The following is a 21,005-nucleotide window of genomic DNA, read 5'->3' as shown; positions in this document are numbered from 1 at the left end:
CTCCCGATCGAACGCGCTTCGATCAGGGGCGGGCTGCGCCGTGCGTCAGCAGGTGGGCCACCGACGCGGCGAAACCGGGCTTGGCGGCCAGGTCGCTGCCCAGCACGCCGAACATCAGCGCGCCGCTGAGCGACTCGAAGAGCAGGTCGGCGTCCACGTCCGGGCGGGCCTGGCCGCGCGCGATCGCGTCCGCCACGAAGACCCGGAAGATCGCCCGGACCGGGTCCATCCTGGCCACGAGCAGTTCCTTGAGCTCGGGCTGGTCGCGGTACTCGGCGAGCAGCCCCGGTACCGCGCCCGCCGTCTCCGGTCTGCGGAAGGACTCCAGCGCGGCCTCGGCGAAGCGCAGCACACCGGTCGCGAAGTCCTCGTGCGGCAACGGCCGGAAGCTCATCTCCCGGGCCGGGTAGACCGCCTCGTGCACCAGGTGCGCCTTGGACGGCCAGCGGCGGTACACGGTCGGCCGGGTGACCCCGGCCCGGCGCGCGACCGCGTCGATGCTGACCCGGTTGTACCCCTGCTCGGCGATCAGCTCGCGGGTCGCGGACAGGATCAGTTCGTCGGTACGCGGATCACGCGGGCGACCGGGCCGAGGGGTGCCGCCAGTGCCCATGGGGATGGAACTCCGAGTCGTCGCGCCAACATCGTTTCGCTGCGTGCTGCCGCTCGGACTGTACCGGGACGGCGGCCCGACCGACCCGGGGCAGGCGAGAGCCGGAGGTCGTTCCGAGGTGACCTCCGGCTCGTCAGGGCCGTGCGAACGGATCAGGCCGCCGAAACCAACCCCACAGGGGGTCGGTGCGGGGCGATGGTGCGTCCGTCCGGCAGCAGTTCGCCCGTGTCCTCGAACAGGACGACGCCGTTGCAGAGCAGGCTCCATCCCTGTTCGAAATGGGCGGCCACAACGGCGGCGGCCTCACGATCGGGACTGTCCGCCGGCGGGCAATGCGGTCGGTGCTGGCACATCCTCGTACCTTCTCGGTGTCTCTGCGCGGAGCGCGCCGGGCAGCCTTGCCCGGCAGCTCACAGTCTCCGCCTCGAAAGCGCCTCGCGCAGGACTTCTCGCCGTTCTCACCCGACTGCGTCCAAGATGTGACCACACGTGTGAACTCCGGGGTGTGATCAGCTGTCCGGAGCCCCCACGGCGGCCGGCCGGCGGGTGCGCGCGGCCAACACCTCGGCCAGTTCGGCGGCGGTGTATCCGCGCAGCGCCTGCACGCCGCACGGCGCCGGCGCGAGCGGGATGAGCAGGTCGACACCGCCCGCCTCGTCCGCCAGCCACAGCGCCACCATGTACATCCCCGGCACGTTCAGCAGCCGTGCCTCGTCCCGGCGGAGCAGGGTCTGCGGGAGCGCGCGGGCCGCCGCGGCGGCCGGTGCGGTGGCGACGGTGAACGGGCCCTCGACGAATCGGCCCACGCCGTGGCCGGACGGACCGGGGCGGACCTCGATGCCGCCGACGACCACGTCGCCGGACCACATGAGCCAGCGCCAGCCCACGGGGCGGGCGCTGCGCACGCCACGGTCGGCGACCAGGTCGAGCAGGTCGATCTCGAAGACGCGGTGCGGGAATCCGGCCGTGAGCGCGGCGTGATCGGCGCGGCAGTCGGCGGGAAGCGAAGCGCGGGATTCGAGCACGGCTCGGGCCGCTCGTCGGGCCGACTCGGGAGCCTCGGGCACACGCAGGACCATGAGACCGCCTCATTTCGATGCAGAGTCCAAAAACCCGGATAATCCGGGGAGGGGAAAGCGGCGCTGTGCTGTGGGGAACCGGGTATCCGACCGGGGGACGACCCGGCGGCGTACAGAGGGACCCGGCAGGGCCGGTCAGCGCATTGTACCGAAACGGCTCCGAAAAGTAACGGTGTAATGCGAACTGACACCCGTTTGAAGACCTTTTGGACAGTCTCGATCAGGTGAGCGGTCTTCGATCGAGGGGCTGTACCGATCAGGTGAGCGGTCTCGGTCAGGGGAACAACGAGGACATCACGTCGTCGAGGGTGACCAGCCCGAGTGGGACCGCGTCCGGTTCGCCGACCAGTGCCAGGTGGGTGCGCGAGCCGCGCATCCGGGCCAACAGGGCGGTCAGCGCGGTGTCCGGGCCGACGGTGACGAGCGGGTAGACCGGTACCGAGCCGTCCGGTTCGGGCGCGAGCACGTCGAGCACGTGTACGTAGCCCACCGGCAGGTCGGCCGCGTCCAGGACCGGGAAGCGGGACAGGCCGGTGCGTACCGCGACCTCCTCCAGGGCCGCCGCCGGCACCGGTCGGGGCAGGGCCACCACGTCGGTCCACGGCCGCATGACCGACGCGGCGGCACTGGAGTGCAGCGCCAGCGCGCCGGCGAGCCGATCGTGCTCGCCCACGTCCAGCAGGTCGTGCTCGCGCGACTCGGCGAGCAGCGCCGGGAGTTCCTCGACGGTGTACACGCTGCGCACCTCGTCGACCGGCCGGACCCGGAAGGCGCGCAGGAACAGGTTGGCGACGTGGTTGAGCAGCCACAGGATCGGCGCGGTCAGCCGGGCGAACAGCAGCAGCGGCGGGGTCAGCCACAACGCGCACTCCTCCGGGCCGGCCAGCGCGATGTTCTTGGGCACCATCTCGCCGAGCACCATGTGGCAGAACACCACCACCGCCAGGGCGAGCACGAACGCGATCGGGTGCACCGCGCCTTCGGGCAGCCCGATCGCCTCGATCGGTGCGGCGACCGCGTGTGCGAGCGCGGGTTCGGCGACCGCGCCCAGACCCAGCGAGGCGACGGTGATGCCCAACTGGGCGGCGGCGAGCATGGTGGACAGTCGGCTCATCGCGGTGAGCACCATCGCGGCCCGGCGCGAGCCGGCCTCGGCCTGCGGGGCGATCCGGGTACGCCGGGCCGAGATCACCGAGAACTCGGCGCCGACGAAGAAGGCGTTGGCCGCGAGCAGGACCAGCGAGAGCAGCAGGTCGCCCATCAGGAGTCGGCCTCCATTCGCAGTTCGACCTCGTCGATGCGGTGCCGGTCCATGGCGGTCACGGTGAGCCGCCGGCCGTCCACGTCCACGTGGTCGCCGATCCTGGGCAGTCGCCCCAGACGGGCCAGTACCAGTCCGGCCAGCGTGCTGTAGTCGCCCTCCGGCAGCCGCCAGCCGCTGGCCTCCTCGACCTCGTCCGCGCGCAGCAGGCCGGACAGCCGCAACACGCGGGAACTGGGCACCCGTTGCGGCGGCGCGTCCGGCTCGTCCGCCGGGTCGTGCTCGTCGGCGAGGTCGCCGACCAGCTCCTCGGCGAGGTCCTCGGCGGTGAGTACGCCCGCCGTGCCGCCGTACTCGTCGACCACGATCGCCAACTGGGTCCGGCCCTCGCGCAGTCGTTCGACCGCGCGTTTGAGGTCCAGCGAGGTCGGGATCAGCACCGGGGCGCGGGCGATCCGGGTGAGCGGGGTGTGCGCGCGGTCGGCGGCCGGTACGCGCAGCGCGTCGCGGAGCACCGCCACGCCGACGATCTCGTCCAGGTCCTGGCCGCGGACCGGGATGCGACTGTGGCCGCACTCGCGGGCGGTGTTCATCAGTTCGCTCACCGACGCGGTCGAGGGCAGGGTGACCAGCTCGGTGCGCGGGGTCATCGCCTCGGCGGCCTGCTTCTCGGCGAAGCGCAGCGCGCGGTGCAGCACCCGGGCGGTGCCGGCCGGCAGCGCTCCGGCGCGGGCGGAATGCCGCACCAGTTGGGCCAGTTCGTCGGGCGAACGGGCCGAGCCCAACTCCTCCTGCGGCTCGATGCCGAGCTTGCGAACGAAGTAGTTGGCGGAGCCGTTGAGGAAGACGATCAGCGGGCGGCACAGCCGGGAGAAGCCGACCTGGAACGGGCCGGCGACGCGTGCGACGCCCAGCGGGCGGGCGATGGCGGCGTTCTTGGGTACGAGTTCGCCGAGCACCATCTGTAGGCCGGAGGCCAGTACCAGGGCGGTGAACCTGGGCAGTCGAAACGCCGCCTCGGCGAGGTAGCCGGCGATCAGCGAGGTCAGGGTGATGCCCAACTGGGCGCCGGACAACTGGAAGGACAGCGTGCGCACCGCGTGCAGCACCCGGCGTGCGCCTCGGTCGCCGGCCTCGGCCCGGGCCGCCACGTCGCCGCGCTCGACGGTGACCAGGGAGAACTCGGCGGCGACGAACATGCCGTTGCCGGCGATCAGCAGCACGAGCAGCACGATGGCCAGGGTGGCGTCGATCGGGCGGCCTCCCCGGGGGCGGTTGGGTGTGGGCCTGGCACACATGCCCGGTGGGCGCGGGGGCTATTCACTTGGGTGTGGCGTGTGGGGGTTGCCGTTGGGTGGTGTCCTCAAACGCCGGACGGGCCGGCGTTGAGCCGGGTGGGTGTGGAGGTTGCCGTTGGGCGTGGGGTGGGTCGGGCGATGTCCTCAAACGCCGGACGGGCCGGGACGGCCTGTACGGGCTGGAGTCGGCCCGAACGGGCCGGGACGGCCTGCGTGGGCCGGGATGGCCCGGGCGGGCTGTCGGGTCGGCCTGGAGGGGGCGAAGTGGGCCGGGGTCAGGGGGTGACGAAGGTGTAGCCGGCGGACTTCAGTTCGGGGATGAGGCGGTCGAGCATGGCGATGGTCTGGGTGCGTTCGCCGCCGCCGTCGTGGCAGAGGATCACTCCGCGCGGGCCGAGTTGGCTGTGCACCGTCTGGAGCATCTTGTCCACGCCCGGCTTCTGCCAGTCGTTGGTGTCCACTGTCCAGTGCAGCGAGCCCATGCCCAGCGACGCCGCGGTCTGGCGAACCTCGTCGGACCAGTTGCCGCCCGGCGCGCGGTACCAGCGCACGGGCGTGCCCGGGGACGCCTTGTGGATCCACTCCAGCGCCTCCTGCATCTGGGCGTGGATCTCCTCCGGCGTCTTCTTCTTCAGGTTGATGTCGTGCGTCATGGTGTGATTGCACAACGTGTGGCCGGCGGCGACCACCTTGCGGACCAGGTCCGGGTGATCCTTGGCCTGCTGGCCCACCATGCAGAAGGTGGCCTTGACCTCGTAACGGGCGAGCAGCGACAGGGCCTTGTCGGTCCACTCCGGCCACGGTCCGTCGTCCAGGGTCAGTGCGACCACCTTGCCCTCGCCCTTGACCTTGGACACCAGCGTGGGATCCACCGGGAGCGGCGGCGCGGCCGGCGGGGTGGCCGGCTGCTGCGCGTTGGGGTTTCCCGGCGGCGGCAGCGGGGCCTGTATCTCCTTGGGCGCGTCGGCGGCCCGGGGCGAGGCGGCGGCCTGCGACCATCGGCCGGCATTGCCGACATTCCAGATCAGCGCCCCGCAGACGAGTATCGAGATCACCGTGATCACGGCCTGGAAACGCAGTCCCTGTATGGGCATCGCCCGAACCGACCCTCGCACGACAACCCCCATAGATCTCGCCACGCCCGCCACGGCAAGAGGACACCCTAGGTGATCTCCGAGAAGCCTTGAAGATCGACCGGCGGATGCTTCCTCGATGTGATCAGTGACGTGGTTCCCAGCCCCTTGGTTCCCCTCTGTGATTCGTCACGGTCGATCGGTAATGTTCCCAATGTCGGCCCGATGCATCGGTTTGGGAGAACGTCGGCGGGAACGATCAGGTCGTCCCGATCCGACAGGTACCGGATTGCGACCACTCGACCGGCTCCGCGGGAGCCGGGTTCATGGGGGAGGGCATTCATGGGCGAAAAGGTGGAGGTCACCGAGTTCAGCCGATCCGATCGGCAGCGTTACCGGCACAAATTGCGTCGCTGTCTGGAAACGCTGCAGCGCATGCTGGACGAGGAGCGGTTCGAGAGCGCCCGCAAGCTCATGGGTGTCGAGATCGAGCTCAACCTGGCCGATGCCGCCGGTCGACCCCGGATGAGCAATGCCGAAGTCCTGCGACGGATCGCCAGCCCCGATTTCCAGACCGAGCTGGGCCTGTTCAACATCGAGGTCAACATTCCGCCGCACCGGTTGACCGGGCCGGTGTTCTCCGAATTGGTCGAGGAACTGCGGACGAGCCTGGACTACGCGGACCGCAAGGCCGCCGAACTGGAGGCGCGGATCGTGATGATCGGCATTCTGCCGACCCTGACCGACGCGCACATGGCGTTCGAGACGATATCCGACAATGCCCGCTATACCCTTCTCAACGACCAGATCCTCAACGCCAGGGGTGAGGACATACGGTTGCATATCGAGGGGGTCGAGCGGCTGGACACGACCTCGACCACGATAGTCTCCGAGGCCGCGTGTACGTCCGTGCAGTTCCACCTCCAGGTCACTCCGAGGAATTTCGGCCCACTGTGGAACGCGGCACAGTCGATCACCGGGGTGCAATGCGGGATCGGGGCCAATTCACCGTTCCTGTTCGGGCGGGAGTTGTGGCGCGAGACCCGCCCGATCCTGTTCGAACAGGCGTGCGACACCCGCCCCGAGGAGCTGATCGCGCAGGGCGTGCGACCGCTGACCTGGTTCGGCGAACGGTGGATCGACTCGGTGGTCGACCTGTTCGAGGAGAACGTCAAGTACTTCCCGTCGCTGCTGCCGATCTGCGACGACGAGGACCCGATCGAGGCACTGGACCGGGGCGACGTCCCGCACCTGCGCGAACTCAAGCTGCACAACGGCACCATCTACCGGTGGAACCGGCCGGTGTACGACGTGGCCCGGGGCAAGCCGCACCTGCGGGTGGAGAACCGGGTGCTGCCGGCCGGGCCGACCGTGGTGGACATCATGGCGAACGCGGCCTTCTACTACGGCGTGGTGCGATCGCTGGTGGACGACGAACACCCGGTGTGGGAGCGGATGCCGTTCGAGGTGGCCACCGAGAACTTCCACGCCGGCGCCCGGTACGGCATCGACGCGCGGCTGAACTGGCCGGGCCACGGCACTGTTCCGGTCACCGAACTGGTGCTGGAGGACCTGCTGCCGCGGGCCTACGAGGGCCTGGACCGGTGGGGGATCGATCCGCGCGAGCGGGACGAGTACCTGGGCATCATCGAGCAGCGCTGCCTGCTGCGCACCAACGGGGCGACCTGGCAGAGCGCGCAGTACCACCACTACCGGGACGCCAAGGGCATGGACCGGTTGGAGGCGCTGCGCGCGATGACGCTGCGCTACGCCGAGCACATGCGCGGCGGGGACGCCGTGCACACCTGGCCCGTGGGCTGACGGCGACCTTATCCGCACTCGATACCGTGTGCGGGTGATCACCGAGCCCGAGCCCGTCCGGACACCCACCGAGCCCCGGCGCCGCGTGCTGCGCTCCGAAGTGGTGCTGGTGCTGGCCCTGTCCCTGGGCGCCTCCGGGGTCTCCTCGCTGATCTCCTTCCTCGGGTCGCTGACCGCGCCGGGCGGCCTGGGGCACAAGGCGGCGGTGCTGAACGGCTCGCGGGCGGCGGACCGGCCCTGGCTGGATCTGGCCTGGCAACTGTTCGGGATCGCCACCGCGCTGGTGCCGGTGTTCCTGGTGGCGCACCTGCTGATGCGCGAGGGCGGTTCGCTGCGGGTGCTCGGGGTCGACCGGGCCCGGCCGTGGTGGGACCTGGGCCGGGGGGCGGCGGTCGCGGCGGCGATCGGCGGGTCCGGCCTGGCGCTGTATCTGGGCGCGCACGCCGCGGGCGCGAATCTGACCGTGGTGCCCACCACGCTGCCGGACGTGTGGTGGCGCATCCCGGTCCTGGTGTTGTCCGCGATCCAGAACGCGGCCCTGGAGGAGGTGATCGTCCTCGGCTATCTGCTGTACCGGCTGGACCAGTTGCGGGTGCCGTGGGTCAAGGCGGTGGCGATCAGCTCGGTGGTGCGCGGCTCGTACCACCTCTACCAGGGCATCGGCGGCTTCTTCGGCAACGTCGTGATGGGCGTGGTGTTCTGCCTGCTGTACAAGCGCTGGGGGCGGGTGATGCCGCTGTTGGTGGCGCACGCGCTGATCGACATCGTCGCGTTCGTCGGCTACGTACTGCTCGCGGGCAGGGTGGATTGGGTCCCGACGCCGTAGCCGTCGATCGGGACGTTCCCGGGCCCGGCGCCGTGCGTGAACGCGGCGAACGTCGGGCACGGTGGTCGATTTGTGGACTCGTTGGTACGTCTCGAGTACCTCGTTGGTGTCTGATGGTCATTGTGGGCAGACCACTTCCGAGTGGGTTCGCCACGCATAGGCGCATATCGGGCGACACGGGGACGCAGGGGGTCGTATGGACAACCGGAGGCGGGTGGAGTTCTTCTCCACGCCGACGCCCATCGGCGGGCCGCCGCGCGGGCGGTTCGGATTGAACGCGCTGAGTCGGCATCCGGTGCGGATCCTGATGGTGGTCGGCGGGCTGATTCTGTTGGTGATCGTCTTCTTCGTGGCGCTGCTCACGGTGGACGGCGGCGGCTCGGACGACAAGAAGCCCAAGACGGCGGGCACCGCTTCGGGCAAGAGCTCGTCGGCCTCGCCGAGTCCGGCCAAGTCCGGCAGCGGAAAGCCGACTTCCGGCCAGACCCCGAACTCCGGGCCCAAGCCCGGGTCGATCGCGGCGACCGTGCACACCGGCGGCCGGCTGGTGATGTACAAGGGCACGTCGTACCAGTCGGACAAGGTCGTGCAGATCAAGACCGGCACCGAGGTGCGGGCGAACTGCCACGCGGAGGGCTCGATCGCCTACTACGCGGGCTCCTCCAGCCGCACCTGGGCGCAGATCGACGTCGAGGGCAAGACCGGGTTCGTTCCCGCGATATTCCTGGAGACCGGCGGCGACGTGAGCAGGCAGATCCCCGCGTGCACGAGCTGACCCATCGACCCGGGCAGCTCCGGAAGTGACCCCATCGGGTCGGTTGGATCACTAGCGTACGGCGGGCAAGGGCGGATCGACTTCGTATCCGGGGGAGCCCATGACCACGATCCTGTTCGTGCACGGAACCGGTGTGCGCGAGATCGCCGACTCGTCGACGGTGCGCGAGGTCACCGCGAACGTCGCCGAGCGACTGCCGGGTGTGCGGGTGGAAGCCGTGGACTGGGGAGCGGCGTTCGGGGTCGAGGTGTCGCCGACACTACGCGCGCTGATCGGCATCGCCGATCCGGGCGAACGCGCCGAGGCCGCCGAGGTCGACCCGGAGGAGGCCGAACTGCGGTTGTGGGCGGTGCTCGAACAGCACCCCCGGCACGAATTGCGCGAGGTGACCGCGGGCCGGGAAGGCGTGGGTGCCGGCCGGCGGAGCGAGGCGGCCGAGGACCTGGACTGGGCCGTGCGGCACGACGTGGTGGGCATCGACGTCGCGGCGGTGCTGCCGAAGGCGCCGATCGACTGGGCGCCGGTGTTCGCCGAGGCGGCGCGCGCCGTCGCCGACTCGGCCGAGTTCGCGGGCGCGGTCGACACGTTGGCCGCGAGCGCCGACTACGACGTGATCGGGCGGGCCGTGGTGGCGTCCTTCGCGCACGCGCTCGCCGCCCGTCCCGCCGGTGCGGCGCAGTGGGCGCAGGAATGGCGCGACGTTCTGGTGGCGGCCGTGCGGGACGCGTGCGGCGGGGCCGCGGCCGGTGGCGGGCGGCTCACCGGAGCGCTCAAGGGCGGCCTGATGTACGCGAGTTGGCCGTTGCAGAACGCGCTGCGCGGCGGCACGCTCGGCGGCAGTGTGCCGCAGATCGGCGACATCCTGTACTACCAGGCGCACGGCGCGATCCTGCGCGCCTACCTGGCCGAGCGGATCTCCCGGATCCCGGGGCCGGTGCTGCTGCTGGCCCATTCCCTGGGCGGCATCGCCTGCTACGAGACGCTGGCCGAGGCCCGCTCGCAGAGCGAGCCGGATCGGCCGCGCCACGCGCTGCCGCAGGTGCGCGCGTTGATCACGGTCGGCTCCCAGGTCGGCTATCTCGCCGCGGTCGGCGCGCTCGCCACGCATCCCGCGCACGGGGTGCGGCCCACGCACCTGTCCATCCCGTGGAGCAACGTGTGGAACGCGCGCGACTGGTTGTCCTTCCGCGCCGAACCGGTCTTCCCGGGCGCCGTGCGCGACGTCGAGGTTCGGGTGCGTCGGCCCTTCCCGCAGGCGCACGGCGTCTACTGGACCTGCGACGCGCTGTACGACGAGATCGCGCGCGTGGTGGAGGCCACGCGGTGACGGCGCACGCCCTGTTGGTCTGCGTCGAGCACTACCCCGAACACGAGGGAAGCCCGGAGCATCTGCCGGGCGCGCTGGCGCAGACCCTGGAACTGGTGGAGTGGTTGTCCCGGTACTGCGGGGCACAGCGCGGCGACATCACCGTGCTCGCGTCGGTGAGCGCGACCTCGCGGGCGACCGCCGACCGATTGCGCGCGTCGGTGAGCGAGTGCTCGATCCTGCTCGGACCGGGCGCCGAGCCCGGGGAGTTGCGGCCCGAGCAGATCGAGTCGGCGATCGCCGCGGCCGCGGACGCCTGGCGGGACGGGGACCGTTTCCTGCTGCACTGGTCCGGTCACGGCTACCTGACCGAGCGCGGACGGCGACTGGAACTGCCCGCGTGGCATTCGGTGGACGGCCCACCCCGGCAGCGGGTGCTCTCGGTCGAGGACATGCTGACCCACTTCGGCTCGATCCCGCGTCGCGTCGACCAGTTCGTCGTCTTCGAGACCTGCGCGGACCGACGCCACGACCCTCGGGGCATCGTGCTGAACCTGACCGCGGAGGGAACGATCGCCAAGTCGGCCAAGGCCCGGGTGTCCGCGGCCTTCGCCGCGGACGACGGTCAGTTCGCGCGCCGCCCGGGCAATCGGGCGGTCTTCACCCGGGCCCTGCTCGAACACCTGGCGGTCTGGGGGTCGAACGCGCTGACCGAGCGCGGATTCAAGGAGGTGTTCGACGCGATCGACGCCGAACTGGCCCGTGCCGTCCCGGGCGGCCGGCCGCTGTGGCAGTCGCCGCGCTACCGCGGCCCCGGCGAGACCCGGTGGCGGACCGGCGAACGTGATCCGGAGGACCCGTTCGGCATCGACGGACGCCGGTTGATCGCGCTGTTGTCCGAGTTGGAGATCGCCCCCGGCGAGCAGGCCGTGCTGCGGACCTACCTGTGCGAGCAGCACGTCCCCGAGTGGGTGGTCGCCGGCGACGACCTCGTCGCCTGGGGACGGGCACTGATGTCCCTGCCGGCCGCCCCGGGTCGGCATCCGGTCCGGCACCTGCTGGAGTGGCTGCACGCGTGTTGCCGACAGGTGCAGGTCGCGGAGTGGGCCCACCGGCTGCGCGAGGCCGGGCACATCGCGGACTTCCAACCGTCCCGGGTGCGGGTGCGCCAGCCGCTGACCCTGGTGTTGTTCGTCCGTGAGGACGACCATTCGCCCGAGGATCGCGCGCTGGTCCGCTACGACACCGAACCGCAGTTCTACGTCGGCTCCGAGCGGTTCGCGCCGCCCCCGGAACAGATCCCGGGCGCGGGCCTCCCGGCCGATCGCCTCGGCACTTCCCTGGCCGCGTTCTATCTGGCCGTGCGGGCGCACTGGACGTCCCTGGCCAAGGCCGGGATACAGGTGGTGGTACCGACCGAACTGCTCAACGAACCCTTCGAGTTGACCCGGGTCGGCTCGACCGAGGACCACATCGTGCTCGGTGAGCACCACGAGGTGGTGCTTCGGCCGCTCGTGCGGCACGGCATCGCCAGACCGATGCACTACGACACCTGGGCCGGCTCGGTACACCTGCGGACCAACCCGGCGCTGCGGCACCTGGACCGGCATCGGTGCGGCCGGGGCGGTGGCGCATGCGACCGGGAGGAGGTGGTCGGCTTCCTCCAGGACTACGGCTGGCGGCACCGGCCGGGCGAACCCGGCACGGTCGAGCGGGCCGTCGGCCGCGGCGACTGGGCGATGGTGTGGACGGACCGGACCACGTGTACCGACGCGTGCGCCGGAGTGAACGGCCCGAACGAGGTGTGTTCGGGCTCTCTCGTGGGTGAGGACCTGTATCGCATGCTCGATCGCGAGGATCGAAAGCTGGCTCAACTGCCTTCCACGGTGGCGCGGTTGCGGGGCACCCTGGGTCGCAAGGCCGCGTCGTCCGAGCGGGTCGTGCTGCTCTTCGACGATCCGGGCTGGTGCCCGTGGCAGGGGGCGGGATTGCTGCGAAGCACTCCGAGGGCACAGGGGACGCGCCATGGTTGAGTCGAGGGCGACACCGAGCAGGGATCGGGCCGACCGACACGTCGACGTGCCCGCGCCGTGGTGGATCTATCACGGCGACACCGCGGTCGGGGCGGGCGAGGGCCGCGGTCCGGTCGCGGTCCCGCCGCCACCACCGTGGCGCAACTTCGGCACCGACGACGTCGACGCGGCGACCTTCGCCAAGCTTCCCCACGATCGATCCGACGAGCCCTACGCGGGCGAGTTCTACGGTGACAAGCGGGTGTACGACCTCGTCAACGCCGCGATCTACCTGCGCCGCCCGCTCCTGGTCACCGGCAAGCCGGGCACCGGCAAGACCACGCTGGCCACGAGCATCGCGGCCCGACTGCGGTTGGGACCGGTGCTGCGCTGGGGGATCACCAGCCGGTCCACGCTGCGCGAGGGGCTCTACGAGTACGAGGTGCTGGGCCGGTTGCACGACATGAACCTGCGGCTGAAGGGCGCCCAGGGGATCACCCGACAGGACATCGACGACATCGGCGCCTACATCAGGCTGGGCCCGCTGGGCGACGCGCTGCTGCGCCGACCGCATCCGCGGGTGCTGCTGATCGACGAGATCGATAAGAGCGACGTCGACCTGCCCAACGACCTGCTGCACGTGTTCGAGACCGGCACCTTCGAGATCCCCGAACTGCGCCGGGCCCGCGTGGAGTCGGCACAGGTGACCCCGTACGACGGCGATTTCGGGGATCGGGTCGAGGTTCGGGACGGCACCGTGCGCTGTGCGGCGTTCCCGATCGTCATCCTCACCAGCAACGGCGAACGGGCCTTCCCGCCGGCCTTCCGGCGACGCTGCGTGCCGCTGGAGCTGGGACCGCCGACCAAGGAAGTGCTCAAGCGGATCGTGCGAAGCCGGCTCGAGGAGTACGTGGAACTCGACGAACCGTTGCTGGACGAATACCTGGCCGCGGCGGAGCGGGTGGACGGGCCGCTGTTGTCGCCCGACCAACTCCTGAACGCGCTCCAGTTGCGGGCCCGGATCCGGCAGTTGCCGGGAGGCGCGGATCGGCCGCCCGAGAACGACGTGCTGGCCGAGATCCTCTTCCACGACCTGAACGGCGGGTGAGCGATGGCGGAAGCGGACCCCATCGGGGTCACCGTCGACGCGGTCCTGGACTGGGCCTGGCTGAACGCGGCGATCACCGCGGCGGGCGACCGACGCACGCAGGCGCCGACCCGGACCGCCTCGGTCGAGTCGGGATCGAACCCCGGCCCGGGGAGTGCGGACGTATCGCGGCCGCCATCGGGGCGAAGACGGGAGGAGACGGGGGACGAGTCGCGGCCGGGCGTCGAGGGCGCACTGGACCCGGGGGCCGCGCAGGTGTACACGGTGCTGCCCGCAGAGGTGGAGTCGGTCGAGCAGACCGGGTCCGGCGGCGCCCGGACGACCGGCCTGCCGGTGCCCGCGTGGCTCGGCAGGCCCCCGCCGCCGGCCGCGTCCGTGTTGCCCGATCGATTGGAACTGGCCCGACTGCTGCGCCGGTTGCGGCACTTCGGGCCGGCGCCGGACTCGGTCGTGCTGGACGAGGACGCCACGGCGAGGCACGCGGCGTTCACCGACCTGATCGTGCCGGTCCTGAACCCGGCCCGAGAGCGCTGGTTCGAACTCGCGCTCGTCGTGGACGGTTCGGCCTCGATCGGCCCGTGGCGCCGATTGCTGGCCGAGTTCACCCGGCTGGTCGGCGGGCACGGCACCTTTCGTTCGGTGCGCACCTGGACGCTGGACACCGAGTCGGCGGGCGGCGCCGTGTTGCGCACCCCGTTCGGCACGGTGAGCCCGAACGCCGCGCCCGTGGGTCCCGCCGGCCGGCGGATCGTGATGGTGATCAGCGACGGCGTCGGCCCGTCCTGGTCCGATCCGCGCACCTCGGCGATGCTGGCGTCCTGGGCCGCGCAATGCCCCGTGGTCTTCCTGAATCTGCTGCCCAGGCGGTGGTGGGACCGCTCGCGAATCCCGTTCACGCCGGTGGTCTTCCGCGGTCACGGCGTGGGCCCGGGACGCCGGTCGAGCTTTCGACTCCGGCACACCACGCGCTGGCTGCGTCCGTCCGAACGGATCGCCATCCCCGTGATCGGCCTGCATCCCGACGGCCTGCGACCGGGCGACGCGGCGGACGCGGCGGCCGGTCGCTGGAGCGAGTTCTCCCGCTGGACCCGGATGATCACCGACGACCGCGGGCGCGAGTTCGCCAATCCGGCGTGGGTGCTCGATCCCCGGCCGTCGGCCCGGGACGCCGAGCCGGTCGTCGTGCCCGCCGAGGACGAACGCACCCCCCGGGCACGGCTCGCCGAATTCCGCGCCGGAGCCTCCCCGGCCGCCGTGGAACTGCTGGGCAAACTCGCCGCCGCGCCGATCAGCCTGGCCACCATGCGGGTCGTGCAGTCCACGGTGCTCGAGGCGGAGGATCCCGCGTTCGCGGCCGAGGTGTTCCTCAGCGGCCTGTTGGTCGAGTCGCCCGAGCGCGGCGAGCACGAGCGCGGCGAGCACGCCGAGTACGCCGAGTACGACTTGGACGAGAGCGTGCGGGAGACGCTGCTGACCGCGATGAGTCGGCGCTCCGCCCTGGAGGTGTACTTCCGGGTCGCGGAGTTCGTGCACGATCGGCTCGGGCACGCGGAGTTCGACTTCCAGGACCTGCTCACCGCGCGCGAGCCCGCCACCGTCGGGCTGATCGGGCCGCGCAGCCGGTCGTTGGCGCGCGTCGGCGCGACGCTGCTGTATCGACTCGGCCCCGACTACCAGCACCGCGCGAGCCGGTTGGAGGCCCGGGCCAACGGCCCGATGTTGCGCCGACGCGACCTCGTGCACCGGTGGACCCTGCGGATGGGCGACTGGATCCGGGCCCGGCCGATCGTGCTGGAGGACCTGATCCTGGTGCAGGACACGGCGGGCAACCTGGTCGGGCTGGATCCGCTGACCGGCCTGGCCCGATGGCCCACCGTGGCGGGCGGCTCCACGCGGTGCGCGCCGGTGCTCACCCCCGGGACGGTGTGGACGGGCGCCGAGTCCGGCACGGTGTGTCGGTACGACCTGGCCGGCGGACAGGCGATGTCGCCACCGGTCGAGGTCGGGATCGGGGCCGTGGTCGCGCTGGCGCCGATCGGCGCACGGGACGTGCTCGCGACCACCCTGGACGGCGGCGTCGCGCTGGTCGGCGGCGCGGACGGGCGGGTGCGGGCGCGGCCCGCGGACGGCCCGGGCGCGCCGGTCGGCGTCTGCGCCCGGGACGGATGGGGCGCGGTGCTCGACCGCACCGGGCGAGCGCGCGCGTGGCACCTCGATCGGGACCCGGAGACGCCCTCGTGGGAGGTCGAGTTGTCCGCTGCCGCGCACGGCGCGCCGATGGCGGACCACGCGCTGGTGTACGTGCCGCTCGCCACCCGGGGCATCACCGCGCTGCGCTGGGACACCGGGGACATCGCCTGGTCGACCGCTCTCGCCGGCGGCGTGGTGACCGCGCCCGAGCCGGCGGCCGGGCGGGTGCTGGCCGCGACGTCGGACGGGTTCGTGTACGCGCTCGACGGCGCGAGTGGGGAGGTGCTCTGGCGCAGTGTGGACGTGCCACAGCCGGAGTTGCGGGTGACGGCGGTCGGCGCGCTCGTGCATGTCGCGGGTGCCGGTGGTGGCATTCGCACCTACGACGCGGACACCGGCCGGCGGTTGGCCGAAATTCGTTCCGATTCGGGCGTGTTCGTGGCCGGCGGCGCGCACGGGCAACTGGTCCTCGCGGGCCTCGACGGCACGGTGACCGTGCTGGAAGGGCCGCTGGTGGTCGACTGACCGCCCGTGGGATCACCCGCGAGTGAGGGCCCGATCACAACCCGATGGAAACACCTCGACTCGGCCACGAGCGGGACTACGATCGGCCACCGCGGGTAAGTCCTCGTCACTGCGAGCAGGCCTGCCCGGCGGGAGCCACCGCCGCCCACGAGCGCGTGCCACCGGCCGGCGACTCCCGGGTCGGGCCTGCCGAATGGGACGAACGGGGGGATTCGTGCCAGGAGTTCAGTCACGGATGAGCAACTCGGGGCGGGCGGTCCGACGGGCCCGGGTGCGGTGAACGACCAGGGCGGAGCCCGCGAGGTGGTGTGCCCCGTGTGCTGGGGCGTGATGCCCTACGCCGGGCCGTGCGCGAGTTGTGACTGGCCGCCGCCGGCGCCGGGACCCACCGCCTATCAGGACGCGGCGCGGGCGTTCGACCACGCGGCCGCGATCCGGGTGGCGCACGCGCGCGGGTACGACGGCGTTCCCGACGACCTCGCCAAGCTGGTCCGCCACGGCCCGGTGCGCTCCGATACCGCGTTCCCGGCCGCCGAACCGCTCGCGACGTCCGGGCGGGCCGCGGCGCTGACCCTGCTCACCGCGCTGACCGCCGGCGAGCTGGACCTGTTGTTGTTCCTGGAGATCGGCACACGCCACCTGTCCACCCAGTGGGTGACCATCGACGAATTCGGCTTCGTCCGGGTACCGGCACGCAACTGGGCCCGCCTGGAATGGCGCGGCGCGGTGCCGTGGCTGCCCGAGGACGCCGCCGCCCGCGACCTGACCCTGGCCGGGGGAGTGGGCCGCAGCCCCGCGGTGGGCACCGCGCAGACGCCCGAGCCGCTGGGTCCGCGAGCGCGGCGCGAACTGCGCGAGACCTGGGCCGGTTCGCTGGCCGAGTTGCGCGCGTCGGCCACCGGCCGCGCACGGCAGGCGTGGGCGTTCGTCTTGGTCGAGCGCCGACCGGACTGGACGTGGTGCGCGCTCGCGGCGGAGCTCGTGCACGAGATCCTGCCGCCCGCAGCGGTGCTGCGGGGTGGTCCGTTCGCTGCCGAGGAGGTCGAACTGCCCCGACTGGTGGAGCGGTTGGCCCTGGACGTGCCGGTCCGGCACGCCATGCACCTGGTCGGTGTGGATCCGGGCCCGGAGGTGCCGGGCCGAGAACGTCGGGACGTGCTGCTCGAACGCGGCGCGATACCCGGCGCGGCGGGCGCGCCGCTGGCCGAGGTCACCCTGGGGGTGCGCGGTGGCGCGGTGGACGGGCACGAGGTGGCGGTGGTCGTCGCGGACTCGGCGAATCCGCGGCAGTGGTCCGAACTGGAGCGCGTCAAGGTGGTCGCCCCGCCGGGCGAGGTCCGGTTCACCGTGGGCATGACCACCTCCGGGCGATTGCGGTTCACTCCCGTCTCCGGCGCCGCCTGGGCGGTGGCCGAGGGGCCCGCCGAGATCCGCCGGGTGGCCGCGGTGTCGCGCGGCCCGGCGCCACCGCGGCCGCACTGGCATCGCGAGCGCACGCTCTGCGACCTGCTGGTCGCGGTCGAACTCGGCGGCGAACCGAGCTCGACCCGGGCCCGACTCGACCTGGTCCGCGCGCTGCTGACGGCGGCGGGCCGCGCGGGAGACGACATGCCGTGGGGACGCGCGTGCGTGGTCGGCTACGACGACCACCCGCAACCCTGGCGCTCCGGGCACGATCCGCTCCGGTGGGTCGACTTCACCGACCCGGACGCGGCTCGGTCCTCGATCGCACACTGGACCGGATCCGCGATCGTGGACCCCCATGCCGCGCCCCTGGAGCGCGTGTTCGCGCTCCTGCGGGGGAAGGCGCTGGACTGGTCGCCGCACCGGCCCACCCTCGTGGTGACCGTCGGTCGACGCGGCCCGCACCCCTACATCGCGGGTGCCGACCCCGCCCGCTCGAACAACCGGCACCGCTGGGACGAGGACCTGACGGCGATTCGGGCAACCCGGCCGGTACGGCACGTGCTGGTGACCGACGACGCCGGGCACGCGCGCTCGCCGGCGTCCCCGGCCGCCGCGCGGACCCTGAAGGCGTGGCGCCTGCTGGGCGCGAGCGGATGCTTCACGCTGGGCGGCTGCGCCCCCGCGGACCTGCTGCGGTTCGGCCACGACGCGGCCACCGACACGGGCGGGCCGCCGCTGCTGCTCGACCTGATCGCCCGGCCCGGCGGGGTCGGGACCGAGGTCGGTACGAAGGAGGAGCGCCGATGACCGAACCGATCGTGCGCGCGGCCGATCCGTTGTTCGAGGACGCGGATCGGGGTCCCGCCGACGGCGTCGTGCGGGAGAAGCGGATCGCGCTGTGGGGTGCGCGGCGCTCGGGACGCAGCACGTTCCTCGCGATGGTCGAGGACGCCGCCGCGGAGACCCGCCGCCGCGTCGAGGAGGGCGCCGACGCGGGACACCACGTCCCCGGCTGGAACGTCTTCGGCGCGGACGGGGCCACCCTGGCCTTCTTGGACAAGTCCCGGGCCTCGCTTCGGGCCGGCACGCTCCTGCCCGAGTCGATCACCTCGAGTGATCCGGGCGTCTCCGGCCACCCGGAACGTTGTCGATTCCTGTTCCGTCGCCGCCCGCGTACCCCGCTGCTGCGCCGGTTCGCAGACCGCACCCGATTCGTGGCCACCGTGCACGACCTGCCGAACCTGGCCGCGACCCGAGCCGACGCGGTGCAGCCCACACTGAACGAGTGCACGGGCCTGATCCTCCTGTTCGACCCGATCGGCGAGGCCGGCCACGGTCTCGACGACCTGAAGAAGCTGCTTCGCGAGGCCTCCGCCGTGCAGCAGCCCCGGATGCGGTCCGTGGACCTGCTGCCGCTCGAACTCGCCGTGTGCGTCACGAAGATCGACGACATGCGGTTGTTCCGGGCGGCCAGATGGGGAGCGTGGACGGAACTCGACCGCCACGGTCGGATCCGGGTTCGCGACCCCAAGGCGTTCTTCCACTGGCTGTGCGACCCGGCGGGGCCGTTCGGCGCGTCGGCCGCGGACAAGCTGCCGGCGCTGCTGGAACGCCACTTCGACCGCGTCCGCTACTACGCGACCAGCTCCGTGGGCTTCTTCAGCCCCGACGGCGTACCGATCGACCCGGAGAGCTGCCGCAACGTCACCTCGGACCGCACGCGCCTCGAAGGCCGGCCACGACCGCAGGGGATCGTCGAGCCGATCCTGGGGATGCGGGCCACGCGCATGGCCAAGGAGGGATGACCGATGTCCCGACCCCGACGGAGCCCCGACCACCGGGCGACCCGGCTCGTACCGCCCGGCGGATTCGCGGCGTCGCCGGCACTTCTCCCGCTTCTCCCGCTCCTGCTGCTCCTGCTGGTCCTTCTGATCTGCGCGCCCACCGCGACCGGCGCCCGGCGAGCCGACGACCCCCGGCCCGCCGACCCGGAGGCGGTCACCTCGCGACTGCTCGACGAGATGGGCGTGGACGCCCAGCCGGCCGACTTCTACATCGTCCTCGACGTGTCGACCTCGATGCTCGACGACGGCAACTACGACGCGGCCAAGGCCGCGCTGAAGGACTTCCTGCCGGCGGTTCCCGCCGGCGACCGGATCTCGGTGATCAGGTTCGGCGCGAGGACCACGACCCACCTGCCGTTGACCAAGGCGCCGCAGGGCGACCGGGCGATCGCGGCGTTCCTGGACTCGCTGCCCACACCGAACGACACCGAGAGCGACTTCGGCGCCGCGATGGTGTCGGTGTCCGAGATCATCGCCAGGGACGACCGCGCCGCGTTCGGGTACCGGCCGCCCACCGTGATCGTGGTGCTCACCGACGCGGAGTTGTACGCGCCGGACAATCCGGAGTTCGCGAACGCCAAGGCACCCGGCTGGGCGACGCTGAAGCAGGAGTACGCGAAGGCGGTCGAGCGGCGCGGCCCGATCGACGCCTACGCGCTGCCGCTCGGTGACAACGCGCGAGGCGTCGACCTGATCGCCGAGGTGCTGCCGCAGGCGCAGACCCTCAGCGGTACCGTCAGCCAACAGGCCGAGCGGCTGCGCGCCCTGGAACACGAGGCACGCAAGCGCAAGGGCGCCGAGCTGGTGCGGGCGGACAACGCCGCGACGGTCCGGGCCACGTTCGGCCCCGGACCCGCGTCCAGGCCCGGCGTACGGCCGTCCGACGCGGACTGCGCCGACTCGACGGCCCCGACCGGGCCGGTCGACCTGTCCACGCGCACCGTGCTGTGCCTGACCCTGACGTCGAGTTCGCGCCACATCTCGACGACCGTCACCGATCTGCGCACCGGCGACCCCGAATTGGACCGAGGGCTGCCGCGCACCCCGATCGTGGTGGAACCGGGCGTGCCGCGCCGGTTCCCGGTGGAGTTGCGAGCCCGGGACCGAAGCCGATCGGACCTGTTCGGCACATCGCGCGACTACTCGGCCGCCACGACGCTGAGCGGGACGGTCGCGGCCACCCGGGCCGCCGAGTTCGCCGCCCTGCTGCATGTCGACGGCCCGTACACGGCCCCCCGTCTGCTCGGTGGCGAGCTCGACTACACCGGCCGGGTGCGCGGAACGGTCACCTGGTGGGTGTGGGAGTCGCTCGCGCTGACGCTGGTGCTCACGGCGGCGGCGACGACCGCGATCTGGCGGCTGTTCCCCAAGGACGTCTACATCGAACTGAGCCTGGAGGACCGCCGGCACACGTTTCCCGACGGTGCCCCGTTCCGGGTTCGGGGGTTGCGGCACCGGTGGGTGCACGAGCACCCGTCGTCGGCCGGCGCCACCACGACATTCCTCGCCAGGGGGCGTCGGCCCCGAGCCGGTCGGGGCGTGACCGTGACCGCACGGCACGAACACGGCGGCGCCGTCGACACGGCCCGGCGACGGTTGCGCATCGGTGAGAGCACGATGCTGTACGGCATCTGCGTTCGGGCGCTGCCCCGACCGGCCCCGGCGACACCGGCCGCGCCGGCGGCTCCGGTGTTGCCCCGACCGTCCATCGTTCCCGCGTCGCCCGGGCCCGATCCGCAGATCGAGGGGTCCGGGGGGATGATATCGACCGATCCCGGGGAACAACCGAAACCGGTGGAGGCAACGGTCACCCAGCCGCCCAACCCCCGGCCGCCCCGCTGAACCCCCGGCGGGACGACCGGCCCCG

Annotated in this window: 16 protein-coding genes; 10 read left to right on the top strand and 6 right to left on the bottom strand. The window is 72.1% G+C overall.

Annotated elements, in window-relative coordinates:
- Positions 1-22: 22 nt before the first annotated feature.
- The 6 genes from OG948_RS05105 to OG948_RS05080 form a co-directional block, all read right to left on the bottom strand.
- Entirely contained in the window at positions 23-613 is a 591-nt protein-coding gene (locus OG948_RS05105; RefSeq protein ID WP_406294176.1) for a TetR/AcrR family transcriptional regulator, read from the bottom strand.
- 152 nt (positions 614-765) lie between these two features.
- A complete protein-coding gene (locus OG948_RS05100; protein WP_026217855.1) occupies positions 766-966 on the bottom strand; it encodes a DUF5999 family protein in 201 nt (66 codons plus the stop codon).
- A 156-nt stretch (positions 967-1,122) separates the two neighbouring features.
- On the bottom strand, positions 1,123-1,692 hold the full coding sequence (locus OG948_RS05095) for a hypothetical protein (protein ID WP_395872220.1): 570 nt from the start codon (positions 1,690-1,692) through the stop codon (positions 1,123-1,125).
- A gap of 274 nt (positions 1,693-1,966) precedes the next feature.
- Positions 1,967-2,953 carry a hemolysin family protein gene (locus OG948_RS05090; RefSeq protein WP_406294174.1) on the bottom strand — a complete coding sequence of 329 codons (987 nt, stop codon included), beginning with the start codon at positions 2,951-2,953 and terminating at the stop codon, positions 1,967-1,969.
- Positions 2,953-4,185 carry a hemolysin family protein gene (locus OG948_RS05085; RefSeq protein WP_406294172.1) on the bottom strand — a complete coding sequence of 411 codons (1,233 nt, stop codon included), beginning with the start codon at positions 4,183-4,185 and terminating at the stop codon, positions 2,953-2,955. The genes OG948_RS05090 and OG948_RS05085 overlap by 1 nt, the downstream gene beginning before the upstream one ends.
- Positions 4,186-4,526: 341 nt before the next feature.
- Positions 4,527-5,345, bottom strand: coding sequence for a polysaccharide deacetylase family protein (locus tag OG948_RS05080; protein ID WP_406294170.1), 819 nt, complete (start codon positions 5,343-5,345; stop codon positions 4,527-4,529).
- Positions 5,346-5,666: 321 nt separating this feature from the next.
- Between OG948_RS05080 and OG948_RS05075 the strand changes: the two genes are divergently transcribed.
- The 10 genes from OG948_RS05075 (at position 5,667) to OG948_RS05030 (ending at position 20,980) form a co-directional block, all read left to right on the top strand.
- Entirely contained in the window at positions 5,667-7,145 is a 1,479-nt protein-coding gene (locus tag OG948_RS05075) for a glutamate--cysteine ligase (RefSeq protein ID WP_406294169.1), read from the top strand.
- Positions 7,146-7,173: 28 nt separating this feature from the next.
- Complete coding sequence (locus OG948_RS05070) at positions 7,174-7,971, top strand: CPBP family intramembrane glutamic endopeptidase (RefSeq protein WP_406294167.1); 798 nt, start codon at positions 7,174-7,176, stop codon at positions 7,969-7,971.
- A 196-nt stretch (positions 7,972-8,167) separates the two neighbouring features.
- On the top strand, positions 8,168-8,746 hold the full coding sequence (locus OG948_RS05065) for a hypothetical protein (RefSeq protein ID WP_406294165.1): 579 nt from the start codon (positions 8,168-8,170) through the stop codon (positions 8,744-8,746).
- A gap of 100 nt (positions 8,747-8,846) precedes the next feature.
- On the top strand, positions 8,847-10,073 hold the full coding sequence (locus OG948_RS05060; protein ID WP_406294164.1) for a hypothetical protein: 1,227 nt from the start codon (positions 8,847-8,849) through the stop codon (positions 10,071-10,073).
- Positions 10,070-12,085: a caspase family protein gene (locus tag OG948_RS05055; RefSeq protein WP_406294163.1), complete on the top strand. Its 2,016-nt coding sequence runs from the start codon at positions 10,070-10,072 to the stop codon at positions 12,083-12,085. Before OG948_RS05060 ends, OG948_RS05055 begins: the two co-directional genes overlap by 4 nt.
- Positions 12,078-13,172 carry an AAA family ATPase gene (locus OG948_RS05050; protein WP_406294162.1) on the top strand — a complete coding sequence of 365 codons (1,095 nt, stop codon included), beginning with the start codon at positions 12,078-12,080 and terminating at the stop codon, positions 13,170-13,172. Before OG948_RS05055 ends, OG948_RS05050 begins: the two co-directional genes overlap by 8 nt.
- A gap of 3 nt (positions 13,173-13,175) precedes the next feature.
- Entirely contained in the window at positions 13,176-15,887 is a 2,712-nt protein-coding gene (locus OG948_RS05045; protein ID WP_406294161.1) for an SAV_2336 N-terminal domain-related protein, read from the top strand.
- Positions 15,888-16,163: 276 nt separating this feature from the next.
- Complete coding sequence (locus OG948_RS05040) at positions 16,164-18,101, top strand: hypothetical protein (protein ID WP_406294160.1); 1,938 nt, start codon at positions 16,164-16,166, stop codon at positions 18,099-18,101.
- Positions 18,098-19,099 carry a hypothetical protein gene (locus OG948_RS05035; protein WP_406294158.1) on the top strand — a complete coding sequence of 334 codons (1,002 nt, stop codon included), beginning with the start codon at positions 18,098-18,100 and terminating at the stop codon, positions 19,097-19,099. The genes OG948_RS05040 and OG948_RS05035 overlap by 4 nt, the downstream gene beginning before the upstream one ends.
- A gap of 3 nt (positions 19,100-19,102) precedes the next feature.
- Positions 19,103-20,980: a VWA domain-containing protein gene (locus tag OG948_RS05030; protein WP_406294156.1), complete on the top strand. Its 1,878-nt coding sequence runs from the start codon at positions 19,103-19,105 to the stop codon at positions 20,978-20,980.
- The last annotated feature ends 25 nt before the right edge of the window (positions 20,981-21,005 follow it).

This window comes from Embleya sp. NBC_00888 (assembly GCF_045207655.1).
Classification (GTDB): Bacteria; Actinomycetota; Actinomycetes; order Streptomycetales; family Streptomycetaceae; genus Embleya.
This window is presented reverse-complemented; position numbering and strand designations above follow the sequence as displayed.